The organism is Pseudocolwellia antarctica (genome assembly GCF_049933045.1).
Classification (GTDB): Bacteria; Pseudomonadota; Gammaproteobacteria; order Enterobacterales; family Alteromonadaceae; genus Pseudocolwellia.
The window spans coordinates 39,587-65,235 of the sequence record NZ_CP187926.1; the positions used below are offsets into that span (position 1 = coordinate 39,587).

24 protein-coding genes are annotated in these 25,649 nt (G+C 35.4%); 10 read left to right on the forward strand and 14 right to left on the reverse strand.

All coding sequences use genetic code 11. From position 1 onward, the window contains the following. Positions 1-204 precede the first annotated feature (204 nt). Together guaA and ACPUVN_RS00175 are read left to right on the forward strand one after the other, a co-directional pair. Positions 205-1,782, forward strand: coding sequence for a glutamine-hydrolyzing GMP synthase (guaA, locus tag ACPUVN_RS00170; protein ID WP_426369715.1), 1,578 nt, complete (start codon positions 205-207; stop codon positions 1,780-1,782). A gap of 347 nt (positions 1,783-2,129) precedes the next feature. After that, complete coding sequence (locus tag ACPUVN_RS00175) at positions 2,130-2,480, forward strand: RidA family protein (protein WP_426370589.1); 351 nt, start codon at positions 2,130-2,132, stop codon at positions 2,478-2,480. A gap of 50 nt (positions 2,481-2,530) precedes the next feature. Here ACPUVN_RS00175 and ACPUVN_RS00180 read toward each other — a convergent pair whose 3' ends face one another. Then, on the reverse strand, positions 2,531-2,749 hold the full coding sequence (locus tag ACPUVN_RS00180) for an EF-hand domain-containing protein (RefSeq protein ID WP_426358590.1): 219 nt from the start codon (positions 2,747-2,749) through the stop codon (positions 2,531-2,533). A 714-nt stretch (positions 2,750-3,463) separates the two neighbouring features. Between ACPUVN_RS00180 and ACPUVN_RS00185 the strand changes: the two genes are divergently transcribed. Continuing rightward, entirely contained in the window at positions 3,464-6,094 is a 2,631-nt protein-coding gene (locus ACPUVN_RS00185; RefSeq protein ID WP_426369716.1) for a TonB-dependent receptor plug domain-containing protein, read from the forward strand. Between the two features lie 72 nt (positions 6,095-6,166). On the opposite strand, the gene ACPUVN_RS00190 is transcribed toward ACPUVN_RS00185, so the two are convergent. After that, on the reverse strand, positions 6,167-7,417 hold the full coding sequence (locus ACPUVN_RS00190; protein ID WP_426360597.1) for a multifunctional CCA addition/repair protein: 1,251 nt from the start codon (positions 7,415-7,417) through the stop codon (positions 6,167-6,169). Between the two features lie 139 nt (positions 7,418-7,556). Between ACPUVN_RS00190 and ACPUVN_RS00195 the strand changes: the two genes are divergently transcribed. Continuing rightward, complete coding sequence (locus ACPUVN_RS00195; protein WP_426369717.1) at positions 7,557-9,215, forward strand: AAA family ATPase; 1,659 nt, start codon at positions 7,557-7,559, stop codon at positions 9,213-9,215. Positions 9,216-9,283: 68 nt separating this feature from the next. Here the strand turns inward: ACPUVN_RS00195 and ACPUVN_RS00200 are convergent, their stop codons facing one another. Beyond that, positions 9,284-10,519, reverse strand: coding sequence for an HD-GYP domain-containing protein (locus tag ACPUVN_RS00200; RefSeq protein ID WP_426358587.1), 1,236 nt, complete (start codon positions 10,517-10,519; stop codon positions 9,284-9,286). Positions 10,520-10,758: 239 nt separating this feature from the next. On the opposite strand from ACPUVN_RS00200, the gene ACPUVN_RS00205 reads away from it, so the two are divergent. The 3 genes from ACPUVN_RS00205 to ACPUVN_RS00215 are packed head-to-tail and all read left to right on the forward strand — an operon-like array spanning position 10,759 to position 12,478. Then, a complete protein-coding gene (locus ACPUVN_RS00205) occupies positions 10,759-11,439 on the forward strand; it encodes a CsgG/HfaB family protein (protein WP_426358586.1) in 681 nt (226 codons plus the stop codon). A gap of 15 nt (positions 11,440-11,454) precedes the next feature. Then, positions 11,455-11,817, forward strand: coding sequence for a DUF4810 domain-containing protein (locus ACPUVN_RS00210; protein ID WP_426358585.1), 363 nt, complete (start codon positions 11,455-11,457; stop codon positions 11,815-11,817). A gap of 1 nt (position 11,818) precedes the next feature. Then, positions 11,819-12,478, forward strand: coding sequence for a DUF799 domain-containing protein (locus ACPUVN_RS00215; RefSeq protein WP_426358584.1), 660 nt, complete (start codon positions 11,819-11,821; stop codon positions 12,476-12,478). An 89-nt stretch (positions 12,479-12,567) separates the two neighbouring features. On the opposite strand, the gene leuD is transcribed toward ACPUVN_RS00215, so the two are convergent. From leuD to leuA, 4 genes are all read right to left on the reverse strand, one after another. Beyond that, on the reverse strand, positions 12,568-13,164 hold the full coding sequence (gene leuD, locus ACPUVN_RS00220) for a 3-isopropylmalate dehydratase small subunit (RefSeq protein ID WP_426358583.1): 597 nt from the start codon (positions 13,162-13,164) through the stop codon (positions 12,568-12,570). Between the two features lie 9 nt (positions 13,165-13,173). Then, positions 13,174-14,595: a 3-isopropylmalate dehydratase large subunit gene (gene leuC, locus ACPUVN_RS00225; RefSeq protein WP_426369719.1), complete on the reverse strand. Its 1,422-nt coding sequence runs from the start codon at positions 14,593-14,595 to the stop codon at positions 13,174-13,176. Between the two features lie 2 nt (positions 14,596-14,597). Continuing rightward, positions 14,598-15,692: a 3-isopropylmalate dehydrogenase gene (gene leuB, locus ACPUVN_RS00230; RefSeq protein ID WP_426369720.1), complete on the reverse strand. Its 1,095-nt coding sequence runs from the start codon at positions 15,690-15,692 to the stop codon at positions 14,598-14,600. A gap of 100 nt (positions 15,693-15,792) precedes the next feature. Then, positions 15,793-17,343: a 2-isopropylmalate synthase gene (gene leuA, locus ACPUVN_RS00235; protein ID WP_426358580.1), complete on the reverse strand. Its 1,551-nt coding sequence runs from the start codon at positions 17,341-17,343 to the stop codon at positions 15,793-15,795. Positions 17,344-17,732: 389 nt separating this feature from the next. Here leuA and ACPUVN_RS00240 point away from each other — a divergent pair, with 389 nt between their 5' ends. Next, positions 17,733-18,215, forward strand: coding sequence for a CDP-glycerol glycerophosphotransferase family protein (locus ACPUVN_RS00240; protein ID WP_426360596.1), 483 nt, complete (start codon positions 17,733-17,735; stop codon positions 18,213-18,215). Between the two features lie 36 nt (positions 18,216-18,251). Here ACPUVN_RS00240 and ACPUVN_RS00245 read toward each other — a convergent pair whose 3' ends face one another. Next, positions 18,252-19,745: a capsule assembly Wzi family protein gene (locus ACPUVN_RS00245; RefSeq protein ID WP_426358579.1), complete on the reverse strand. Its 1,494-nt coding sequence runs from the start codon at positions 19,743-19,745 to the stop codon at positions 18,252-18,254. 114 nt (positions 19,746-19,859) lie between these two features. Beyond that, positions 19,860-20,462: a TIGR04211 family SH3 domain-containing protein gene (locus ACPUVN_RS00250; RefSeq protein ID WP_426369721.1), complete on the reverse strand. Its 603-nt coding sequence runs from the start codon at positions 20,460-20,462 to the stop codon at positions 19,860-19,862. 230 nt (positions 20,463-20,692) lie between these two features. On the opposite strand from ACPUVN_RS00250, the gene ACPUVN_RS00255 reads away from it, so the two are divergent. Both ACPUVN_RS00255 and ACPUVN_RS00260 read left to right on the forward strand, forming a co-directional pair. Next, positions 20,693-22,198, forward strand: a complete 1,506-nt coding sequence (locus tag ACPUVN_RS00255; RefSeq protein ID WP_426358577.1) for a CYTH domain-containing protein — start codon at positions 20,693-20,695, stop codon at positions 22,196-22,198. Between the two features lie 158 nt (positions 22,199-22,356). Next, on the forward strand, positions 22,357-22,842 hold the full coding sequence (locus ACPUVN_RS00260; RefSeq protein ID WP_426369722.1) for a GNAT family N-acetyltransferase: 486 nt from the start codon (positions 22,357-22,359) through the stop codon (positions 22,840-22,842). 61 nt (positions 22,843-22,903) lie between these two features. Here ACPUVN_RS00260 and ACPUVN_RS00265 read toward each other — a convergent pair whose 3' ends face one another. The 5 genes from ACPUVN_RS00265 to ACPUVN_RS00285 form a co-directional block, all read right to left on the reverse strand. Then, positions 22,904-23,362, reverse strand: coding sequence for a potassium channel family protein (locus ACPUVN_RS00265; protein WP_426358575.1), 459 nt, complete (start codon positions 23,360-23,362; stop codon positions 22,904-22,906). 37 nt (positions 23,363-23,399) lie between these two features. Further along, positions 23,400-23,723: a hypothetical protein gene (locus ACPUVN_RS00270; protein ID WP_426358574.1), complete on the reverse strand. Its 324-nt coding sequence runs from the start codon at positions 23,721-23,723 to the stop codon at positions 23,400-23,402. Positions 23,724-23,725: 2 nt separating this feature from the next. Next, positions 23,726-24,367 (reverse strand): hypothetical protein, encoded by a 642-nt coding sequence (locus ACPUVN_RS00275; protein ID WP_426358573.1) that lies wholly within the window; start codon positions 24,365-24,367, stop codon positions 23,726-23,728. A gap of 96 nt (positions 24,368-24,463) precedes the next feature. Next, complete coding sequence (locus tag ACPUVN_RS00280; protein WP_426358572.1) at positions 24,464-25,153, reverse strand: PspA/IM30 family protein; 690 nt, start codon at positions 25,151-25,153, stop codon at positions 24,464-24,466. A gap of 29 nt (positions 25,154-25,182) precedes the next feature. Continuing rightward, positions 25,183-25,596, reverse strand: coding sequence for a YjfI family protein (locus ACPUVN_RS00285; protein ID WP_426358571.1), 414 nt, complete (start codon positions 25,594-25,596; stop codon positions 25,183-25,185). Between the last annotated feature and the right edge of the window lie 53 nt (positions 25,597-25,649).

Here is a 25,649-nt window from a genome sequence, read left to right on the forward strand (position 1 = left end):
GTGCTTCTGCTTTGTTCTTGTATTAACTAACTTTGAACTAACCCATTCTTAGTCTTTTTATGATGTAAAAGACTTAAAAAATTCAAATAGGCTGAGTTGAAATCTTGTAATGAGAAGCTCAGCCTTTTTACTTAAAATACCTCGCTCTAATTGAATGCAGTTTAAAAGTTATTCATGACGAGCCGTTAATATGAGAGAAGAACCATGAGTAAAGACATTCATGATCACCGCATACTAATTTTAGATTTTGGATCACAATACACTCAACTAATCGCACGTCGCGTACGTGAAATTGGTGTTTACTGTGAACTATGGGCTTGGGATGTAACAGAAGAGCAAATTAAAGGTTTTAATCCTACAGGTATTATCCTTGCTGGTGGACCAGAGAGTGTTACCGAACTAGATTCACCTCGTGCACCTGAATACGTGTTTAATGCTGGTGTGCCTGTTTTAGGTGTATGTTACGGCATGCAAACTATGGCAGAACAATTAGGCGGCGGCGTTCAAAGTTCTGATCATAAAGAATTTGGTTATGCTTCTGTTGAAGTGATCACTGAGTCGGCTTTATTTAAGAATATTGAAGACAGCGTAAATGATGCGGGTAATGCTTTATTAGACGTATGGATGAGTCACGGCGATAAAGTTTCTGCTATTCCAGAAGGTTTTGTATCTGTTGCACAAACGCCAAGTTGTACTTATGCAGCAATGGCTAATGAAGAAAAGAAATTCTACGGTGTTCAATTTCACCCAGAAGTAACTCATACCAAACAAGGTTTACGCATTCTTGAGCAATTTGTACTTGATATTTGTAAGTGTGAAAAGCTTTGGACTTCAGCGTCAATTATTGAAGATGCTATCGCTAAAATGAAAGAACAAGTTGGCGATGATGAAGTCATTCTTGGTTTATCTGGTGGTGTTGACTCTTCTGTAGTGGCTATGTTGTTACATAGAGCTATTGGCGATAAGTTAACATGTGTATTTGTTGATAACGGCTTGTTACGTTTAAATGAAGGCGAGCAAGTTATGGATATGTTTGGTGACCACTTTGGTCTCAACATAATCAAAATTGATGCAGAAGATCGCTTTTTAGACCGTTTAGCGGGTGAAAATGATCCAGAGAAGAAGCGTAAGATCATCGGTAATGTATTTGTTGATGTTTTTGAAGAAGAATCAAACAAATTAGACAATGCTAAATGGCTTGCACAAGGTACTATTTACCCTGATGTTATCGAATCAGCGGCTTCAGCTACAGGTAAAGCACACGTTATTAAATCTCATCATAATGTGGGCGGTTTACCTGACTACATGAAGCTAGGTTTAGTTGAACCGCTACGTGAACTTTTTAAAGATGAAGTACGTAAAATTGGTTTAGAACTCGGTTTACCTTACGACATGCTTTATCGTCATCCATTTCCTGGTCCAGGATTAGGTGTGCGTGTTTTAGGTGAAGTGAAGAAAGAATACTGTGACTTACTACGTCGCGCAGATCACATCTTTATTGAAGAGCTACACAAGCATGACTTGTACAATAAAGTAAGCCAAGCCTTTACTGTTTTCTTACCTGTTAAATCAGTTGGTGTTATGGGTGATGCTCGTAAATATGATTGGGTTGTAAGTTTACGTTGTGTTGAAACTATTGATTTTATGACAGCACGTTGGTCACACTTACCATATGATTTCTTAGGATTAGTGTCTAATCGTATTATTAATGAAATTGATGGTATTTCTCGTGTAGTTTACGATATATCAGGTAAGCCACCAGCGACTATTGAATGGGAGTAATTTTTTTTGTAAGCTTGTTATAACATCCAACTACCGCGTTGGAAGTACTCACCTATAGTTATAGGCTCCGTGCTTCCGCCTTGTATTTGAATGTTTTACCTACGCTTTCAATAAAAACTCAGCGAATTAATTAGCGCTTAAACAATACTTAAGCAATAAATTTTAATTAAACCTCATTGTTGAAAAACATTGGGGTTTTCTTTTTAACGCACAAGGAAAAGCTCTAACTAGTTGGAACTTTAACAAAGCCGTTGAATACTTTATTTTTGAGCTTATGACTATAAGTGATGAAATAAAGTATGAAAACAATGCCGATAAAGTTTCTACTAGGACGAGCAGAAATTATTATGACAATAGAAAGAATTGAAACAAAACAACGTATGAGCCGTATCGTTAAACATAACGGTACTATTTATTTATGTGGTCAAGTGTGTGCTGATGCGACTAAAGGTATTACAGAGCAAACACAGACGATGCTAGATAAGGTAGATGAATTATTAATTGCTGCGGGTAGTGATCGTGAACATATCCTATCAGCGACTATATATCTTAATAAAATGGCTGATTTTCAAGAAATGAATACTGTTTGGGATGCTTGGGTACCAGAAGGTCATGCCCCTGCTAGAGCTTGTGTAGAAGCGGCTATGGCGCGTGATGTTTTATTAGTAGAAATCAGTGTGGTTGCTGCTGAGAAATGATTTAATTTGACGAATGGTACTCACATGTAGCATTCGTCAAAATTAAGTGTTTATAAAGCGAGTTCAATCACCATCTCTTTAAGTTCACTCTTAGATATAGAATTGTTGTGATTTTTATCGAAACGATGGAAAATCGTTTCACACATCTTAATTCCTTTATCTTGTAACAATACATCGATTAATTCAACGAATTCACTACGGCTTATTGCCCCGTCTTTATCTACGTCAAATACTTCAAATAGTTCATCAACCCATTGATTCAATTCCATGAGCATTCCTCAGTTAACAATTCTAATTATGTGTGACTTTATCGCTTATGAACCAGTATGTGAATGTTTAATTGTTATTTTTCACCATTTGATTTTAAAAAGAACAATATGTGTTTATTTTCTATATTTCATTTTAATAATTTTGATAAAACGCGCGTATAAAATATACATCATATTGGCTAACTTCTTTGATAACTGAACGTTTATAATTTATTTATTCTTTTTTTTGATTTTTTATTCACCTTTAGTGTTTTTTTATTCTTTTGTAGTGTTTGTAAATATAAAGTAAAAAACAATGTATGGAATATTTCAATAATAAAACTGGTTAATAAATCGCTTATTTCTATTATTGTCTTATATTTATAGATGAAAGTTTTTGTATTGTCTTTTGTAATTGTTTTGTTACATTTAAGTACGAAAGTCATACTACTATATTCTTTTGTGAATATTTTTAACTCACTGTATTTTTAGACTATTTTATTTTTTTTTTTTGTTGGGTAAAATTGATAAAAAATCAATTTGTAAAAAAACTTGTATTTAAAATAAGGATATTAACTAAGACAATTATTTTAAGTGCTTGTAATGAGTTATTACGTGTTCTATAAAGAAACGAGCTTTTATTAAGCTATATACATAATATGTATTTTAATTAATTATAAAAACAAATAAAAATTCAAAAAAATAAAGTTAGTCTTAAATTTATAAGGGAAAAATATGTCTATAAAATTTCGTAATGCTACATTAGCTATTGCAGTTAGTGTTGCTTTAGGAACTACGGTAAGCGTTTCTGCTGCTGAAAGTGGTTCTAAAGTTAAAGAAGAGAAAGTTGAACGTATTGCCGTAGTTGGTTCACGTGCTGCTCCTCGTTCAGTTGCTGACTCTCCAGTACCAATTGATATCATTGGTGGTGATGAATTAGGTAAAAATGCATCAAGCGATATGCTAGATATGCTTCAAGCTACTGTTCCATCATTCTCAGTTCGCCAACAACCAATCTCAGATGCTGCTTCATTTATTCGTCCTGTTAACTTACGTGGCTTATCATCTGATTCAACGTTAATCCTTCTAAACGGTAAACGTCGCCATCGTGCTTCTGTTATTGCATTCCAAGGTGGTGGTGTAAATGATGGTGCACAAGGACCTGATATTTCAGTTATTCCAAGTGTTGCTTTAAAGCAAGTTGAAGTATTACGTGACGGTGCTGCAGCACAATATGGTTCAGATGCTATTGCTGGTGTTATGAACTTTGTATTAAAAGATGCTTCAGATGGTGGTTCAATCTCTGTTCGTCGTGGTGAATATTACGAAGGTGACGGTGATTCAACTGTTGTAGATGGTAACATTGGTCTACCTTTCACTAAAGATGGCTTTGTTAACTTAAGTTTTCAATATAAAAATGCAGATGCTACAAGTCGCTCAGTCCAACGTCCAGATGCGCAAGCTCTAGCTGATGCAGGTAATACTTATATTAATGATCCAGCACAGACTTGGGGTAATCCTGAGATTGATGAAGATATTACATTATTTGGTAATATGGGATTAGATTTAGGTAATGATAAAGAGTTTTACATGTTCGGTAACTATTCAGACCGTACAGCAACAGGTGGTTATTATTACCGTAATCCTCAGAATCGTGGTGGTGTATTTACGGGAGTTAATCCAGCTATTTTAGCTGCAGATCCTACTGCTTACGATGGTATTGATAATCCGTTACTTGTAGGTGACTCAACAGGTGACCTATCTGGTAATTGTCCTATTATTGATGCTTCTCAAGCTAATGTTTTAAATGATCCTGAATACATTTCTGGAATTCAAAACAATGATGATTGTTGGGCATTTAATGAATTATTCCCTGGCGGTTATACACCACAATTTACAGGTGTAATTAATGATACGTCATTAACTATGGGTACACGTGGTGAAATTAAAGGCGGTTTCTTAAATGAAACGTTTTATGACATTAGTGGTTCTGTAGGGCGTAACAAGTCAACTTATACTTTAGTTGATACTGTTAATCCTTCATTAGGTGCGTTAAATGTTGATCAACCTAATAATGCATTTGAAGCAGGCTCTTATACTCAATTAGAAAAATCATTTAATATCGATTTGTCTAAAGGCGTAGATATGGGCCTTGCAGACCCTGTAAATGTTGCTGCTGGTTTAGAATGGCGTCAAGAAAGCTTTGAAATCACATCTGGTGAGCAAGCTTCTTGGGAACAGGGAGATTTAGCAACTCAAGGGTTTAGTGTTGGTTCTCATGGTTTTGCTGGTTTTTCACCTGAAGCTCAAGGTACTAATTCACGTCAAAGTATTGGTGCTTATGTTGATGTTGAAGCTTATTTAACTGAAGATTTTTTACTCGGTGCAGCATTACGTTATGAAGACTTCTCTTCTTTTGGAGATACTCTTAACTATAAACTTTCAGCACAATATACGCTTAATGAAGAATTATCATTCCGTGCTTCACACAGTACTGGTTTCAGAGCTCCTACTGTTGGTCAGGCTAATGTTGTAAATACTCAAACATCTTTAGTTAGTGGCGAGTTAATTCAGTCAGCTACGTATCCACCAACACATCCTGTTTCTGTTGCATTAGGCGGTATTGAATTAGAACCAGAAGAATCAAAAAGTTTTGCTTTAGGTCTTGTTTACCAAAGTGGTGACTTTTTTATGACTGTTGATGCATATAATATTGAAGTTAAAGATCGTGTTGCTCAAACAGATAAAATATTCGTAACTCAAGCACATGTTGATGCTTTGCAAGGTAAGTATGCAAGTCCTGAATTATTATTAGGTGGTTCAGTTACTTTCTTTGCTAACGATTTTGATACTAAAACTCAAGGTGTTGATGTTGTAGCTAACTACGGTATGGAATTAATGGGTGGCGACACTAAATTAAGTCTTGCTTATAACTATAATTCGACAGAAGTTGAAGATGCTGGTAGTTATACATCAGGCTTTAAAATTCGCCGTCTAGAAGAAGGTATTCCAGAGCACACAGGAACACTAACTTTATCTCAAAATTGGGAATCAATTAGTATGTTTGTTCGTGCTAATTATTACGGAGAATGGTTTGCAACACATGCTGATGAACCTGATGAGTTTAGCTCTTACGGTTGGTCAGAAACAGTAGGCTCTTCTTATACTTTTGATGCTCAAGTGAGTTACTTTGTAAATGATAGCTGGACAGTATCTGCAGGTGCTAACAACATATTTGATAAAGACGCACAAGAGTTACAAAAAGATGGTGGTGCTTTTGGTGCAGTAAGTGGTGTGTACTATGAAAGTGGCCCTTACGATTACAATGGTGGCTATTACTACGTAAAAGCAACTTATAATTTTTAAGTTATAGTTCAACCTGTTAAAAAACCACATCTATTGATGTGGTTTTTTTTGAGGTTTTTATTATTGATTTTTTTAGTAGGGAGGTTGAAAAGTATTCATACGTAAACTTTCTTTCATTGTTTTTATCGCATTCAACCTTGCTTTTTCTATAGCTTCTTTTATCGCTAATCCTTTTAAACCTTGCTCGACAAAAGCCTTTGCTGTTACTTGTTGCGCAGCCTTGAGACAGGCATGTAAAAAATCAGCTTGAGGATAAGCTTTATCTTCAAATCCTGTTCTGCCTCGCATATCTGCAGTACAAGCTAAAATAAAATCATTAAACTCTTCAGGTTTTCGCCAAACATCTAGTGCATTAAATACTCTCAAAATCGTACTAGGCTTTAACTCAAAAGCTTTATGACAATGCAGGTGGTATTCACATACTTTAAGCGCTAAAGCTTGATATGAATTAGGAATGCGTAAACGAGCACATAAGGCTTTTACTAAGGGTAGCCCTGATTGTTCATGTCCACGATGACTTGGCCATTCAGCTTCAGGTGTAATGCCTTTACCTAAGTCATGGCATAGCGCAGCAAATCTTACTTCAGCTTTATCTGATAATTTAACCGCTTGTTGTAATACCATCATGGTATGAACTCCTGAACATATTTCAGGGTGCCATTTTGCAGGATTAGGAACTCCCCAAAGGGTTTCTATTTCAGGTAGAAGTACCGAGAGCGCACCACAAGCTTTGAGGGTTTCAAAGAATACTTCGGGGTGATCTTCAAGTAAGCTTTTATTCAGCTCGATAAAAATACGTTCACTGCTTAGTGATTGAAGTTCATTGCTTTGAGATATTTGAGTCATCAATGCTAAGGTTTCTTGAGCAATCGTAAACCCATAGCTGTGATAACGGGCAGCAAATCGGGCTACTCTTAATACCCGTAATGGATCTTCAATAAAAGCTTCAGATACATGGCGGAATATTCTATTTTTTAAATCTTCTTGGCCATTGTAAGGATCAATTATTTCGCCATTGGGTTTTAACGCCATAGCATTAATGGTTAAATCTCGTCTGAGTAAGTCATCTTCAATAGTAACCAATTCAGAAGCATCACACGTAAAACCCGTATAGCCGGTATCTATTTTTCTCTCAATCCGAGCTAAGGCATATTCGTCTTTGGTTTGAGGATGTAAAAATACAGGGAAATCTTTACCTACTTGGGTAAAACCTAAAGATAGCATTTGTTTAACAGTAGAGCCTACAACCACATAGTCGTGATCGTAACTGTCTCTGTTAAGTAATTTGTCTCTAACTGCACCGCCAACAAGGTAGCTGGTTATTTGTGATTCTGGGCTTGCCATTGAGTTTCCGATAAGAATAAATTTATAACGCGTTAAGTTTACCATAAATGAAATTGTGTTTTGACATATGCTAGGCTAAAGGTTAGCTTCTTTATGTTGATTTTTTTGATGTAGATTTATGTATACAACTTATTTTGGTTTAAAAGAAAAACCTTTCTCAATTGCTCCTAATCCTCAGTATTTATTTATGAGTGATCGTCACCGTGAAGCTCTTGCTCATTTAACTTATGGTTTGGGTGATGCTGGCGGCTTCGTTTTACTTACAGGTGAGGTAGGAACAGGTAAAACTACCGTTAGTCGATGTTTAATGGAACGCTTACCTGAAAATACGCAAGCGGCTTTTATTCTTAATCCGACACTTTCAAGTCAAGAGCTATTAGCTACTATTTGTGATGAACTTAAAATTCGTTATCGCAAAACAGGTGCTACGTTAAAAACATTAACGGATAAGATTCAAGATAAGCTTTTAAAAAATCATAAAGCTAATACCAATACATTATTAATCATTGATGAAGCTCAACACTTAAAACCTGAAGTATTAGAGCAGTTAAGGCTATTAACAAATTTAGAAACCAATACTAAGAAATTATTACAAGTTATTCTTATTGGGCAACCTGAGCTACAAACCTTATTAAAAAGAAGAGATCTTCGTCAATTAGCACAGCGCATAACAGCTAGATACCACTTATTACCGCTTAACAAACAAGAAGTCGCGCAGTATATAAAACACCGATTGTCTATCGCTGAAGGAATTAGAGCACTATTTTCTGCATCTGCGATGAACGCCATTTATGATATTTGTGGCGGAATTCCTCGTTTAATTAATTTAGTGTGCGAACGTTCTCTGATCAATGCTTATAACGGTAACGTTGCCGTGGTAGATAAAAAGATTGTTTTGCTATCAGCTAAAGAAGCGTTAGGTGAAGATCATCAAATAACACCTTGGTGGCAATATCGCGCAATCAAAATAGTTTTTATTGTCTTTGTGCTTTTGGGGTTATCTGCTGGAGCTTATTTTTCGGGTTCATATTTCTCAGATAATAAAAAAGATGTTTCTTTAATAGAAAAACCTGAAGTGACCAACGTAGATACTATTGCTGGTGCATTAAATACCTCTAAAATAGCTTCTAACGACTTAAGTGCTTCAACAGGTAAAACTATGGGTGATAACTCTAAAGTGTCTTCAAATCAGACTGTAGAGCCAAAGGTTACCCCCAAACCAATTAAAGAACCAGCCACTTCAACAGATATAAAGTCTATTTCATCTAAATCGGTATCATCTAAAAAGGTTACCTCTTCAGAAATTGTTGATGAAGTAGCTAGTGCTTCTGTAACTGAAAAAACACAAGTTGAAAATTCAAAAGATAAAAAGATAAAAGCTGAAAGCATCAAGGATAAGAATAAAGCACTTGAGCTGACACAAGTTGAAGGTGTATCTGATGAGTTATTAGAACAATTTAAGAAAGCACTAGCCAATGATGATACTGAAAATGATAGGTATAGTGAGTATGCGAATGATGATGCTGAAAACCGTTCTAGGCAAATAGACTCTATTGATAAAATGCCGTTATGGGTGCAAAACGGTATTCCATCATTGCAATTTGAACAACATATTTACGCGAGTGATGGAAAGGGGTGGGTTAAAGTAAATGGTCGAGATAGGTATGAAGGTGACACAATTTCTCGGCAATTAACTCTCGTTGAAATTCTTCCTCAAAAGGTTGTCCTTAACTTTAGAGGTGAGAAGTTTACTATGCGTGCGTTATCTTCATGGTAAGGCTTAAATAAGCGTTAAGATAAGGGGAAGTGAATCTTATTTTAATCTCAAGGGTATTCCGGATTAAGTTAATTGAGGAATGCACTTTTAAAAAACTTTATAAAATCTAAATTAAAGTCTTCAGGTTTAACACATGACTCTATTTGATCATTGTACTTAGGCTTACTTAAATCAATTTCTTCCATAGAAATAACTTGGTTCAAACGCGTGTTATAAAATACACGCACGAAAGGCTTTAAAGGTTTGCTTTTATTAAGTTTACTAATTAATCCAACCTTACCACTTTCTAATTTTACGAGTGTTCCTAGTGGATAAAGACCTAAACATTGAATAAATTGTTCGACTAAGCTTTTATCGAAAGCATTTGGCGATTCACTAATCAGTATTTTAAACGCTTTAATAGGGTGCATACCTGCCTTGTAAACTCTTTCAGCGGTCATAGCATCATAACAATCTGCTATAGCTATCATGCGGCTATATTGCGATATTTTTTCTGCAGGTAATGCGTTAGGGTAACCTTTTCCATCTAAACGCTCATGGTGCTCTTTTACGACCATCATAGATACTTTTGGTATATTGGGCGTGTCTTCTAATATTTTTACCCCCAACATCACGTGTGTTTTCATAATGGCGTATTCATCATCGGTAAAACGTCCTGGTTTTTGCAGTACATTATCAGGTATGAGTGTTTTACCAATATCATGTAAGAAAGCACCTAAAGCTAAGTCTTCCATGGTTTTGCGTTCTATTTTCAAATGTTTACAAAATATGGTCATCAATATTGAAACGTTAAGAGAGTGTTCAACCAAGTAATCATCTTTAATTCTTAAGCGCGACATACATGCAAGGGCATCTTGGTTACGAAAAATAGAATCGACAATTGCATCTGTACTCTCTTGAACGGCTTCTAAGTCAATCGCTTTATTATGAGTTATATCGTGTAATATTTTTTTTTGTAAAACTTTGGCATTATTATAAAGCTGCTCGGCCTTCTTCATTTCACTATCAAAAGACGCGGTTTGGGTTATTTCAACGGTATCATCTGATGTGTTTTTTAAGGTGGAAGTAGCGGCTTTTTCATCTTCATTTTTCTTAGTTCTTGATGGATCTATTTCAACATAAGTCACATGAGACTTTTTAAGCTGACTAATACTTGATGCTTTTAATATGTAGCCTTCAGACTTTATATTTACTGTTTTATTTTTTGTAACAATAGATAAAACATACATACCTACAGTTAATTCGGATAAAGGTATTTTCTGCTGTTTTACTATTTTTGTTTCTGAAGATGATGTATTCGACATGAAGTTCCTAAAAAATGATGAGATATTTTTTATTAGAATTATTTAAGGGCTCTCAATAAAAGTAGCGTCTTTTTGTAAAACTGTAAATGTTTAATTAGTTTAATGCTTTGACTCGTTAATAAGCTTTAACTTTTATGTTATCGGTTGGTTAAACCTTAGGTTATTAGTCACTAATTACCTGTTCATTGACTATTTGTTCAGTGATAATATGGATAAATACGTGTTTAAGGAAAAATATTATGAAGTTATCAAATATAAAAAAATCTTGGTTATATCTAAGTGTTTTAGTTATAGCGCTTATGGGCTGTACGACGCAATCACACAGAAAAATTGAGATAGAGCCTGTTCAAGCGGTAAATCAAGTATACACAGGTGTTAAATCTACCTTGGTTATTGGTCAATTTAATAATCGTTCGAATTACATGCAAGGCTTGTTCACTAGTAATACCGATAAATTAGGTAATCAATCTAAAACTATTTTAATGGCGTTATTACAACAAACTAACCGTTTTAAAGTTGTTGATCGAGATAACTTAGCTCGTATGAAGGAAGAAGCTAAACTGTTAGGCGTAGAGCAAAATATTAAAGGTGCTCGGTATACTATTAGTGGTGATGTAACAGAGTTTGGACGCAAGGCGATTGGTGATAGCCAGTTGTTTGGTATTTTAGGACGAGGTAAAAGCCAAATCGCTTATGCAAAAGTTACTCTCAATGTTATTGATGTTTTAACTTCTGAAGTGGTTTATTCAACTCAAGGTGCTGGCGAGTATTCTTTAAGTGAGCGTCAAGTTGTAGGCTTTGGTTCAACTGCAGGCTACGATGCAACGTTAAATGGCAAGGTGCTTGATTTTGCTATCAAAGAAACGGTAAACAATTTAACTCGTGATATTGATTCTGGCGTTTTAGTTTTATCTCAATAATTGTTTAGGAACAATATGAATAACTTAATTATAGCCAGTATTGCGGTATTGGCTTTAGCAGGATGTGCTAATAACAAGTCTATATATTATTGGGGTGAGTATGAGAGCTTATTGTATAAAAGTTATCACACACCTGGTGAGGCAACTCCTGATATTCAGATAATACAATTAGAAGAAGATATTGAAAAAGCTAAAGCCAAAGGTAAAAAGGTACCACCAGGAATTTATTCTCATCTTGGGATGATGTATGCAGCATCAGGTAATCATTCTTTAGCATTAGAAGCGTTGGAAATGGAAAAAACATTATTTCCAGAATCTAGTGTTTTAATCGATGGAATGATCAGTCGTTCTCTACAATCACCTAAGCAGGAACAATAAAATGAATTTTTGGTTTAAATTTTATCCTGCTATTTTTATTTTTGTTGCAGGCTGTGCAACAGTAGAACCTTATAACTATCAAGCATTAATTAATGAGGCACCACGTTCAATTTTAGTTATTCCACCTATTAATAACTCTGTTGATGTAAATGCCTCTTATACTTATTTATCAACGGTAACTCAACCGCTGGCGGAGAAGGGCTATTACGTTTTTCCTGTTAGTGTTATTGATAGCTTTTTAAAAGAAAATGGCTTACCAACACCTGCAGAAATGAACAGTATTTCATTAGATAAAATACATGAGCATATTGGCGCAGATGCTGTGTTATACGTAACTATTGATAACTGGGGACAAGAGTACCAAGTACTTTCTTCAGTGACTGTAGTGCAAGGTTATGCAAGGTTGGTATCTGTTAAAACAGGAGAGATACTTTGGGATGCACCTATTGTTGCTAAGCAAAGTTCTAATAATGGTAATCAAGGGTTAATCGGCGCTTTAGTCAGTGCTGCTATTACCCAAATTGCAGGCAATGTGACTGATTATACGCCTGCAGTTTCTCGACTTGCTAACAATGTAGCTTTTAACTCAGCTAAAAGGGGACTGCTCAATGGTCCTTATAAATTAAAACTGAGAAGTCACTTTCTCGAAAGTTCCAACTAAATGTAGTTGGAAAAGCCGATACAAAAAAGCCGTGATAATGTTAAATATCACGGCTTTTTATTTTTAGAAATTTAATTTAGATTCAGAGTCTATGCCCAGCTTGGACGCTTAGATTCAAAATCTTCAATCATGTCTATTTTATTTAATGTCCAACCTACGCTATCAACACCTTCCGCTAAACAATATTTATGGAAAGTATTCATCTCAAAGCTAAAGGTCAAATCACCACATGAAACGGTTTGCTTAGCTAAATCAACAGTGATGTTGATGTCGTTAGCTTCTGCCGCTTCAAATAACTGCTGTATTTCTTTATCCGTTAATTTAACGGGTACAATACCGATGTTAATACAGTTACCGTAAAAAATATCAGCAAAACTTGGTGAGATTATTACGTCAAAACCAAACTCTTGTAGAGCCCATGGCGCATGCTCACGACTTGAACCACAACCAAAGTTTTCACGTGTTAATAAAACGCTAGCACCTTTGTATTGTGGATAGTTTAAAACAAACTCTGGGTTGTCTTGTGTGCCATTATTATCTAAATAACGCCAATCGTTAAATAAGTGCTGACCAAAACCCACACGTTCTGTTTTTTGTAAAAATTGTTTTGGGATGATTTGGTCGGTGTCAACGTTAGCCATATCTAACGGAGCAACTAAACCTGTATGTGTTGTAAATTTTTCCATTACTTGCTCCTAGTTATTGTTGTTAGCGTTAAGGTCTACAAAGCGACCTTCAATTGCGGCAGCTGCTGCGACTTCTGGACTCACTAAGTGAGTACGGCTATCGCGACCTTGGCGACCTTCGAAGTTACGGTTTGAAGTAGAAGCACAACGATCACCTGGTTCTAAACGGTCATCATTCATACCTAAACACATAGAACAGCCTGGTAAGCGCCATTCAAAACCAGCATCGATAAATATTTGTGATAAACCTTCTTCTTCTGCTTGCGCTTTTACGCGGTATGAACCTGGAACAACAATAGCATCAACAGTATCAGATACTTTCTTACCTTGTTTGATATAGTCGCTTACAACATTCGCTGCAGCGCGTAAATCTTCAATACGTGAGTTAGTACAAGAACCAATAAATACTTTATTAACGGTAACGTCAGTTAATTTAGTACCAGCAGTTAGCCCCATGTATTTTAATGCTTTAACACATGAGTCTTTTTCTACTGGGTCTGAGAAATCGTCTGGAGATGGAACAACTGAATCGATAGATGTTACTTGTCCTGGTGTGGTTCCCCAAGTCATTTGCGATTTAATATCTTCGCCTTTTAACGTTAATGTATCGTCAAAAGAAGCACCGTCATCAGTTTTTAATGTTTTCCAATAAGCTACAGCAGTATCCCAATCATCTAACTTAGGTGCGTATTCTTTATGTTGTAAGTAATCAAACGTTTTTTGGTCAGGAGCAATAAGGCCAGCTTTAGCGCCAAATTCAATACTCATGTTACAAACAGTCATACGCTCTTCCATGGTTAACGCTTCAATAGCTTCACCACAGTATTCAACTACATAACCTGTAGCACCCGCTGAACCCGTTTTACCGATAATCGCTAAGATAATATCTTTAGCGCTAATACCTTTGCCTACTTTACCTGTTACTTCAATTTTCATGCTTTTCGCACGATTTTGACGTAAGGTTTGCGTTGCTAATACATGCTCAACTTCAGAAGTACCAATACCAAAGGCTAATGCGCCAAAAGCACCATGTGTTGCTGTATGAGAATCACCACATACGATGATTTGACCAGGTTGAGTAATACCTAGCTCAGGCCCCATAACATGAACAATACCTTGGTTTTTATGACCCATACCAAAAAGCTTGATACCAAATTCTTTACAGTTTTCTTCTAAAGTACGTAACTGGTTAGCAGCACCAGGACCTGCCGCATCAATATCAGCTTTACGTGTTGATATGTTGTGATCCATTGTTGCTATTGTTTGTTGTGGACGACGTACTACACGATTATGAAACTTTAAGTTAGCAAATGCTTGTGGAGTAGTAACTTCATGAATTAAATGACGATCTACGTACAAAAGTGGTGTTTCACCTTCTTTGCTTTCAACTAAATGTTGAAAATATAATTTTTCGTATAAAGTAGTTGCCATGATTACTGCTCCTTAATGTTTGCGCAGATGATGTCACCGATTTCTGCTGTGTTTTTAGCTTTTACTGTACTGCCAGGTGTTAATAAATCACCTGTTAAGTGACCATCGTCTAATGCTTTTGAAACCGCTTTTTCTATAGCTTGTGCTGCTTCACTTTGATCAAGGCTATGACGTAGCATTAATGCCGCTGATAGAATTTGTGCTATTGGATTAGCAATACCTTTACCGGCGATATCTGGAGCACTTCCGCCTGCAGGTTCATACATACCAAAACCGTCTTGGTTTAAGCTTGCAGAAGGTAGTAAGCCCATTGAACCAGTGATCATGGCACAGATGTCCGATAAAATATCACCAAAAAGGTTCGAACAAAGCATTACGTCAAATTGAGCTGGATTTCTTACTAACTGCATTGCCGCGTTATCGACATACATGTGTTCTAATTCAACTTCTGGGTATTCTTTAGCTACATCTATAACAACTTCACGCCATAATACTGAAGCTTGTAAGACATTAGACTTATCAATAGACGTTACTTTGTTATCACGTTTTTGAGCTGCTTTAAAAGCAAGATGAGCAATACGACGTATTTCTTTGCGTGAATACACCATAGTGTCGTAACCATATTCATCTTCACTGCCTGCTTCACCAGCACGACCTTTAGGTTTGCCGAAATAAATGCCACCTGTTAATTCGCGCATCACTAAAATATCAAAACCTGTACTTGAAATATCAGCACGTAATGGAGAAAGGTGCGATATTGCAGAGATTAAACTAGCAGGACGTATGTTACAAAAAAGACTAAAATGTCCACGTAAGCCTAATAAAGAAGCTATTTCTGGTTGTTCAGCTGAAGGTAAGTTTGTCCATTTAGGACCGCCAACAGAACCAAATAAAATCGCATCAGCTTGCTCACACCCTTCGATTGTACTTTGTGGGAGTGCTTGACCGTCGTTATCAATGGCATAACCACCAACATTGTAATCATTCAAGGTCAGGTCGAAATTAAATTTTTCAGCAACGGTTGCTAATACTTTTTTTGCTTCAACCATGACTTCTGGTCCGATACCGTCACCAGCTAATACTGCTATCTTAGACATTTTTTATCTTCTCTCTTAAGTGTTACTTAACCTATGAACTTAAGCTACATTCAACTTTTTTGTATTAAATGTATTTTTTAAGTCCGCCTTTATCTTTTTATTATTTTTTTGCTTTACGTTCTTCACGAAGCGCGGCAATATGTTTCGCACGCTGAATCGCGTTTAGTGCAGATACAAATGCTTGACCTGATGCTTCAATAACGTCAGTAGCAATGCCGTAACCATGGAAGTTACGCTCTTGCCATTTAACAACTAAATTCGCTACGCCTAAGCCATCTTCACCTGCGCCTTTATTCGATATTTTATAATCAGCCACTTGAATTTCATCATCAACCGCTTTTTTGATGGCTTGATATAGCGCATCAACAGGGCCGTTACCCGTAGCAGATTCAGTTTGTATGTTACCGCCAACATTTAATTTAACGCCAGCCGTTGCAAACTCACCACTACCTGATTGAACATTAATGTCCATTATTTGGTAATGCTCTTCGCTGTCTTGTTGCTGAATATTAAATAATAAGGCTTCTAAATCATCATCAAATACTTGGCCTTTTTTATCAGCTAGCTTTAAGAAATCTTCGTATAAAGCTTCAATATCAAAGTCATCTTCGTTGTAACCTAAAGTACCCATTCTATGCTTAATAACATGACGGCCACTACGCGAAGTTAAGTTCAATTTTGTTTTACTAATTCCGACACTTTCTGGTGTCATTATTTCGTATGTATTTGACGCTTTAAGCATACCATCTTGATGAATACCTGAGGAATGACTAAAGGCATTGCTTCCTACAATTGCTTTGTTTGGTTGTACTGGCATGTTACATAAATGGCTAACAAGTTTAGACGTACGAGCAATTTCTTGATGGTTAATGTTGGTATGGACCTTCATTAAATCTTCACGAGTTTTCATGATCATCGCAATTTCTTCTAATGAACAGTTACCCGCACGTTCACCAATACCGTTAACGGTACATTCAATTTGACGAGCACCTGCTTGAACAGCTGAAATAGAGTTAGCTACAGCTAAACCTAAATCGTTATGACAATGTACTGATATTACGGCTTGATCAATGTTAGGTACGCGATTAAATAGTTGCGTGATAATACCACCAAACTCATTCGGTAATGTGTAACCTACTGTATCAGGGATATTAATGGTTGATGCGCCTGCTTTAATCGCATTTTCAACCATACGGCATAATTTATCGATTGGCGTTCTGCCTGCATCTTCACATGAAAATTCAACATCATCAGTAAGATTACGGGCAAATTTGATTGCATGTAATGCCATGGCTTCAACGTCATCAAAACCTTTACGTAATTTTTGTTGTACATGAACATCGGAGGTAGAAATAAAAGTATGAATTCTGAATTGTTCTGCAACACTCATTGAATCTGCACAGGCTTGTATATCGGCCTCTACAGCGCGAGATAAGCCACATACAATGGAGTTTTTAACAGTACGCGCAATTTCTTGTACTGAGTGGAAGTCACCAGGAGAAGATACAGGGAAACCCGCTTCAATAATATCTACACCAAGACGTTCAATTGCTTGAGCGATTTGAATTTTTTCGTTTACAGATAAACTAGCTGTTAAAGCCTGCTCACCGTCTCTTAAGGTGGTATCAAATATTATTACTTTATCATTCATGGTTATGTCCTTAGCGGTTCTAAACTTACTATACGCAGGCAAAAAAAAACCCGCGAATTATAGCGCGGGTTTGATATTTATTCTTTATAAATTTTAAACAATAAAAGAGCATCCGCGTAATTTTATTACGAGGAGGAGTAAGCTGTTTAATGTGAAATTTATATTTTGCATGTGGTTTTTAAGAAAATCCTTTAAAATTAATACAGTTATGAATAAATAGTTTCTATGTACTATTAATATCAAATTTATAGCTAGGTAGTCAAATACTAATTTGTAAAATAGTTTAAAAAAGCATATATCATAACCATTCAATTATTTTGACTAAATAACAGGCTTAATTCAGCTTTATTTTTTCAGGGTTTAACAAGTGATCACATCTTTTTGAAGAAATAAAACGTTTAAGTACAACAGCAAAGTATCGTTGGCTTGTTCAGTTTCATCCTAAAATTCCTAAGGAAGTCATTGAAAAATATAAGTCTATTGAAAGTGAATACTTAAGCTTTATTGAAACGGATAATGTAATTCCACTTTTACAAGAAGCAGACCTTATGGTGTGTGATACCTCATCAGTATTACTTATGTTCTTATTACTAAATAAGCCAGTTGTGACTTTTAATAACATTTCACCGAAAGATTATCTTATCAATATTTCTGAGCCTGAATTACTTGAAAGCTCCATTGAACAAGGTTTAACAAAACCTAAGGAATTGATGGGTCATATTGAGAACTTTATTCAACAAACACATCCATATCAGGATGGTAGTTCATCTGAACGAGTTTTAAATGCTGTTGATGAGGTTATATCTCAACCTCAAAAGTCGATTAAAAATCCTTGGAATTTGTTAAGACAATTTAAGATGCGAAAAAACTAGATTATTGGAAGCTTTAATAAGTAATGATTTATTAACTTATAAGTTATATTCAATATTCAGATAAGCATTAAAATCTGTATCGTCTTCAATATTATTTTCAAAAGTTGATTGGCTATATGAACTACCTACCGTAAAGCGCCAATTTTTATAACTGTGTTGCACTTTGGCTGACAACATGAACATATCTTCTGCAATAGCGCTTAAAGGGTTACCTATTATTGGATTATTAGGCGCTTTATCTAAATTATCGTAGTTAAGCTGTAACTTTCGTAATTTTAATTCAAAATGCGTATCTTTACCTAATGATGACATAGCACCGAATACAAGAGCTTTAGCATCATTATCATAAATATGCCCAATTGTTCTTAAGTTATAACGCATACCTGTTTGGTAAATATGATGCTCATTAAAGCAATTACCTATATTCAAAGTATCATTATCATTACAATCTGAGAATGTATCTGTAAATTCAATGTACACGGTAGTAGGTGTATTAAATGGACGTATATGACTGTCTATACCCACTAAGGTAACAGGTTGTGTTAAAAAGCCGAACGAAGAATTATTATCACCATCTTCTGCATAATATTGTCCGTACAGTGATAATGGCGTATCAAAAATATTAAATGAATAGCGTAAGTCATAACCAGCTTGTTGGTTACCAGGTTCTTGATTGTCAGAGCAGTCTAAACCACCAGCACCACAGTTATCTTTACCTAAGAATACATTCCAAAAGGTTGAGCCATTTTGAGGACGACCTTCACCACCCCATTGAGCTAAACGGCTAATTCCTACTTCTAGATTTTCGAAAGGTTTGAAATTGAGACGAAAGCCCCATAAAAGCGTATCTTCAATAACGCGATCATCATCCATCATCCCCATAAAAGAAGTCACTGTCCATGGAATACCATAATCAGTAAATGGGATAACAAAAGGTTCAGCTGATTTACGTGATAGTGCTACAGCAGGAATAGGACGGGCATTATTTGATAAAGCTAAGCTACTATCCCAACCTGGCCCCCACCAGCGATCTTGCATACCAACAGAGACAACCCAATTACCTATATACCCAGCAAGGTAACTTCCGTCATAACGAACTTTATCACCATCAATAGGTGAGGCGTTATAGCTTGTAGATAACTTAACCGCGAATGAATCTGTCATCCATGTTGTATGGATGCTGATGTTATTTTTATCTCTAAAATCATCACCAAAACTTGTAAATCTTTTATCTTCTAATGCAGCATTCAATTCAACCGTTTTTTGATTACGTTTAGCTAATCTGAGTTGATTCATTACATAATGATAAGCATTTTCACTATTTTCATTTAATGATCTATATGGCACATTACTCAAATCTTTTGCTATATCTCCCCACATTAATGGATAGGTAGTCGTTGGTGTTTTAATAATACCAACATCAGACAAATATTGAATTTGTGCTCTAAGAAATATATTTGAAGTATCTACCCAAGGTTCAGCAACAGTAGGAAGAGATAATAATGCAATAAGAGAGAGATATTTTTTCAATGTGAATAGAGTCTTTAAATGAGTGAGGTAAGGAATTTGATTACCTATTTATTGAAGATAGAATACAGTAATTAGGATCTGTATTCTATCTCAGTAGGGTAGAGGGAAAGGTTTTTACTTCCAGCTTCCCATGTTACTTTTCTTACTTGATGATAATCTTGGCAATACTAAACCTAAAACCAAACCTATACATAAAACGATAGCACCATTAAAAAACCATTCTTTCTTAATACTCGTATCTTGATCTTTAAGCTTCAATGATACTTCGCTAAGGGTTTTATTTAGTGAAGATATTTCGTTATTTAGCTGTGTTTTTTCACTGTTATATTGATCAACTTTTTTATTTGCGCGTAATAAGCTTTCTGATATTGAGCTTGAGTTGCCTTCTAAATCAGCTAATTTACTATTAAGCTGAGCAATAATAACGCGTAAGCCTGGTTCAGATGACACATATTTACTTTCTAACCATACCGTACGTTCTTTATCATCAATCACTTCGGAATAATCGTCTCGTGAGTTACCTGTGATTTGAATTTCAGAACCAGAAGTAACAGTTCCTAAAATTCGATAATTCTTTCCAGGACCTGAATGAACAAAGATAGGAAGCTCATCAGAAATGTAGCCTTGAGTCGTATTAGCTTGAGCGTTTGTTTGTAAATAAATACTTGATGAAATGATCAGTAATAAGAAAGTTAATACAGGTTTTGACAATGTCATACGGTAACCAAAGTTTAGTTTAACGAGAATGGCTGAAAATATTAGGGCTTTGCCACTTTGATAGCAAGTATAAAGACAATTATTTTCGGCTATTTTAATATATGGTTACAATTTTAAAAAGATTGCCTATGTGTACAAGCTTTTGTATTGTAGTCATTCATGAGCTATTTGATTTGTTTTTAATGTAAATCGATCAATATAGCGACTAAAAAGACTTAACTTGAGACATCATGGCCACAGAGATAGAGCTAAAATATTTAGTTTTTAGTAATAACACGACAGAAATCATTTCATCTTTATTATCAAAAAATAATATTGAGTTTATAGAAAGTACAACTCAACTTGGTAATTGTTATTTTGATACCCCAGATTTAAACCTAAGAAAACATGATATGGGTTTGCGTATTCGTGAAAAAGACGGATTGCTCGAACAAACAATTAAAACTGCAGGGAAGGTGGTTGGTGGCTTACATCAAAGACCTGAATTCAATATTCCCATCACAGTAAAGCAACCAGATCTAAGTTTATTTCCTGCGGAAATATGGGCTCCTACTCAGAAACATCAAAGTATTCAGTCTCAGCTGGTTTCTTTATTCACAACTGACTTTAAAAGACACATTTGGCTGATTAATACTGCTAGAAGTGGTGTTGTTGAAGTTGTTTTTGATCTTGGTGAAGTATCGAGTAATGGTTTAGTTGATCCAATATGCGAGATTGAACTAGAGCTTGTTCGTGGTGATGTGTCTGAGCTATTTGAATTAGCTGAATTATTTCTAACCGAATTAGATTTAAGACCTGGTTTAAAAAGTAAAGCGGCACGAGGTTATGGTTTATGGGGCGGTGTAAAAGCAACACCAAAGTGTTCTCCTCTTACCTTATTACCAATAAAGAGTAGTGATAAGATTAGCGATGCTTTTATTGGCGGACTCACTCATACCTTGGGGCATTTACAAAAATCAGTTGACTATTATATTGATAAACCTGCTTTATCTGCATTAGCCGTCATTAAAGAAACACTTTCTTTGATGGAGCATGGTTTTTTATTTTTTGAAGACCATCTCGTCGCTGAGCTGACTGACGTTAAAAATGAATTAGCTTATTTCTCACGTGTTTTTTCTTGGGTAGAACATCTTATTTATTTGAAAGAGATAGTGAATAAAACAGGTAACTACCGGAAAAAAATTAATTACAGTGAAGATTTGGTTACTGCATTAAAGTTAGAAAAAAGAAGATTTCCTGATATTGATGAAGTGAAACAGATTTTTCATTCACAACGCTTTAATTTACTACAACTTTCTATACTTAAAATGTTAATGCCTAATCAAAAGCTGTTTACTAAAAATGCTGATGATACGCGTATGGTTAGTTTTGCGACTCAACAGTTATCTAAAAGTTTAGATGTGTTAGTGGAAGCAATGTCTGAAGCTAAATCCCTAACGAGCGATCAATATTTAGAACATGCTCCATTGCTGAATACCACATTACATACTGGAATTTGGTTTGCTGGTTTATTTGAAGAAGAAGAGCGTACTAAATATAGAGCGCCTTGGTTAGATATTCGAGAAGGAATTAATGAACTACAGGTTTTGTGGCTTATTCAAAAACAACTTAAACGTTTACCAGAGCAGCCTGAAAAATTAGTGAATTGGCAAAGTAGCAAAGTTGATAATTTATTACACGCCTTAGATCACTCTAAGCAAAGTGCCATGTCTACTGAACCGTATTGGTTGTATTAGCCTGAACAACGTTTGATAGAAATATAATCTATTAATTTAAAAAACATTTAGATGAGTAATATAATACAACTCGTTTAAATGCTTTTTTATTCCTATGATTTTGTTATTTTTAAAAAAGCTTAAGTTATATAAATGTTTTTAATTAAAGGAGTAATAGTGTGAGTAATTTATCTATTCGTACTGCTGTAAAAGACGATGCGGCAACTATCTTATTTTTTATTCGAGAGCTCGCTATTTATGAAAAAGCTGAGCATGAAGTATTAGCTACTGAAGCGACTATAACAGAGAGTATTTTCTCTGATGATAGCCATGTAAATGCACTTATTTGTGAGCTTGATGGTAAAGCTATTGGTATTGCTGTTTATTTCTATAATTACTCTACTTGGTTAGCAAAACCAGGGCTTTATTTAGAAGATCTTTATGTATCTGCCGATGCTAGAGGTAAAGGTGCGGGTAAGTTACTCCTACAAGAAATGGCAAAAATTGCTTTAGATAAAGGTTGTGGTCGTTTTGAATGGAGTTGTTTAGATTGGAATAAGCCATCGCGTGATTTTTATGAATCTATCGGGGCTATTTCTCAAGATGAATGGGTAGGTTATAGAATGTCTGATGAAACCTTAGTTAACTTTGCTGCTGGGAAATAACGCTTCGAGTATTTTTATTATCTCACCGCATTTCCCATTATTTGATGAAATGAATTGAAGCCTAAGGTTTGTTCATTTCATCAATTTTCTTTTCAAGCTCTAGTAATTTAGCGTAAATATCAGCATTTTGCTTACGCAATTCTCTATTTTTAATATTAGTATCTGCAAAGCCGAAAATACGATTAGCAAAAATAGCACCTAATGTACCTAATGTCCCTACACCCAATAAAAACATAGTATAAACAGCGATACGACCTATAAGAGTGATAGGGTAAACATCGCCAAAACCTATTGTTGAAGCAGACATTACCATGAGCCAAATAGCATCACCGTAAGATTTTACTGGAGAATTCGCATTTTCAATTTCATATATATAGGTAATGTGACCCAATGAAAGCGTAAGGCAGGCCATTACTAAAAAAAGAAATAAAGTTAATACTAAAAAATTATAATTTTTAACACCAAAGTTATCTACTTGGTATAAATGCGTTTTTTCCATAACTGATTCGAATATTAGCACAGCTTATTACCTTCTTTTATACGCCTAAATCTATAAGTTATTTATCATTATTAACGTGAGTAACGAGATCGTCCATCAATCTTTTTTTGATTTCTAATTGTTGCTCAGGAGATAGGTTATATTTTTTTGCAAGCAATTCATAGTCAGCAGGCGCTAAACTAACGGTTAAACGAGGGCGTTTAGGACGTTTATTTGTAGGTAAGCCTAGAATGTCGCGTATTTGATCTGAAGGGCTAAAACCTGCCTCTAATGCTTCTTTTCGAATGGCAAGTTGGATCTTCTCATCCATGTCAAAAGCGACCTGTACGGCCTTTACTGCTTTAAGTGATGATTCCCATTTTTCAGGTATTTTACGCGCCACAATTAGCTTCCTGGATACATATCTGTAATATCGGTTGTTGGTCTAAATAAAGTTAAAAATACTTCAGTATCGCCATCTTGCCATACTTCAATATCAATACCTCTGCTTTCGTCTTTATCGAATAACGCATAGAGCTCAAACTGTTCGCCTGCGTCTTTACCTTCATACTCTGAAAGTGATTCTACTCGATTATCTTTTCTGTGAAAATAGCCAACTTGAGCAAATGTGTGCTGTTGATATTGTTCACTACTCCATGAAGAGGTTGTTAAGCTGTCAGATTGCTTATCAAGAAAAGCATTGCCTGGTTCGTCAAAGATAGCTGAAAAGTCATCTAGAACAAATAGGGTTTCAACGTCAGCATGTTGTATTTTTAATGAAAATTTAAGGTAGGTTTCGTCGTCAATATCCAATGTTAGGAATATTTGAATACTGTTTGTACCTTGAAGTACCCATTCAGTTTCTGTTTTATTTTCATATTCATAACTATTAATAGCCGACACTTGAAGCTCTTGACCACGTAATGCTTCTGGTAAACCAAAGCTATCACTAAGAACAATAATATCTTTAACTTTGAGTTGACTAGCGTGTGTTAATTTACGTTGTTCTTCTTTTTCAGTTTTAAAAATGTTCTTAAAAAATCCCATACTCACCACCATAAAAATCGCCTGTTATTTTCATAACAAGCGATTGTTTCAGTATTTACTTAATTTACGTTTTTATTTTACGCTAACGTATTAAGCCTATTTTTGTTTCGCTTTTAAACGATCAAGTACTGAATTTGCGCTTGCATCAGTTGCACCAATACCTGCTTCTTTTAACTTAGCTTCAAGCGAGTTATCAGAATTTTCAGACTCTAGTATTTCAGCGGCTTTCATTTGATCATCAAATTTTTGCTGTTTTGCTTTAATACGTTCTAAAGAATCTTTAGCACTTAATAATTTAGAGTTACTTGACGAAAAGTTATCTGTAATTGCAGATGTTGCTTTTTGTACACTTTCAGTAGTTTTCACCATAGAAAGTTGACGTTTGTGCTCAGCAACTTGACGTTCACTTTTCTTAACTAATTCTTTTAAACGATTAGCGCTGCCTTCAAAACTATCTAAAGATTGTTGTTGGCTGCTTAATTCGCTTTCTAAAGATGCTATTTTCTCAGCTACTGCTAGTGCTAATGTTTCATCACCTTTATCAAGTGCTTGAACAGCATAACCTTCATGCTCTGTAACTTCGCGCTTAAGGCGGTCAACTTCGCGGCTTGATGACATTTGTTGTGCCATTACACCCGTAAGATCACGTTTAGCTTTAGTTAGGTGATTTTCAGCGTCACGAATTTCTTGTTCGAAAATGCGTGTAGCGTTTGAATCGATAATAGCTTCACCTACTTCAGACGCACCACCACGGATAGCGGTCATTACCTTTTTGAAAATACTCATTTTGTTACTCCTAATAATAAGGTGGTCGTTTAAATTAAAAATTCACTCATGTCGTCGATTATTTCAACAGCATTATTACTTAAAACTGCGAGCTCATGCTCGATATCGTCGTAGGTTGAGTTAATTGACAAAGCCCCGAAAATTACATATTTGTCGCCAATTTTTGAAAATGACGATAATGGCATAGGTATGTTCATCTCTAACATGCTTTCATGCATTTCGTGTAACTTGTCTGACTTAACTTCTTCTGCGCCCCAAAGGTAGGTAATGCAAAGAACTTGATCATCTGATATTGATAAAAAAATAGGTAATTCTTCACGATCTACCACTGAGATTTGTAAAACATCAACTTCACCTGAAATAGGTTGGCAATCAAAAACCATTCCTGTATCTGAATTGTCGGCCATCGTATTCAAGTGGTTTGCTATCGTATGAATGTTCATGTTGTTCCTCTTCATGTTAATTCTTTGCAATATCGAATTGTTAGTAGACGATT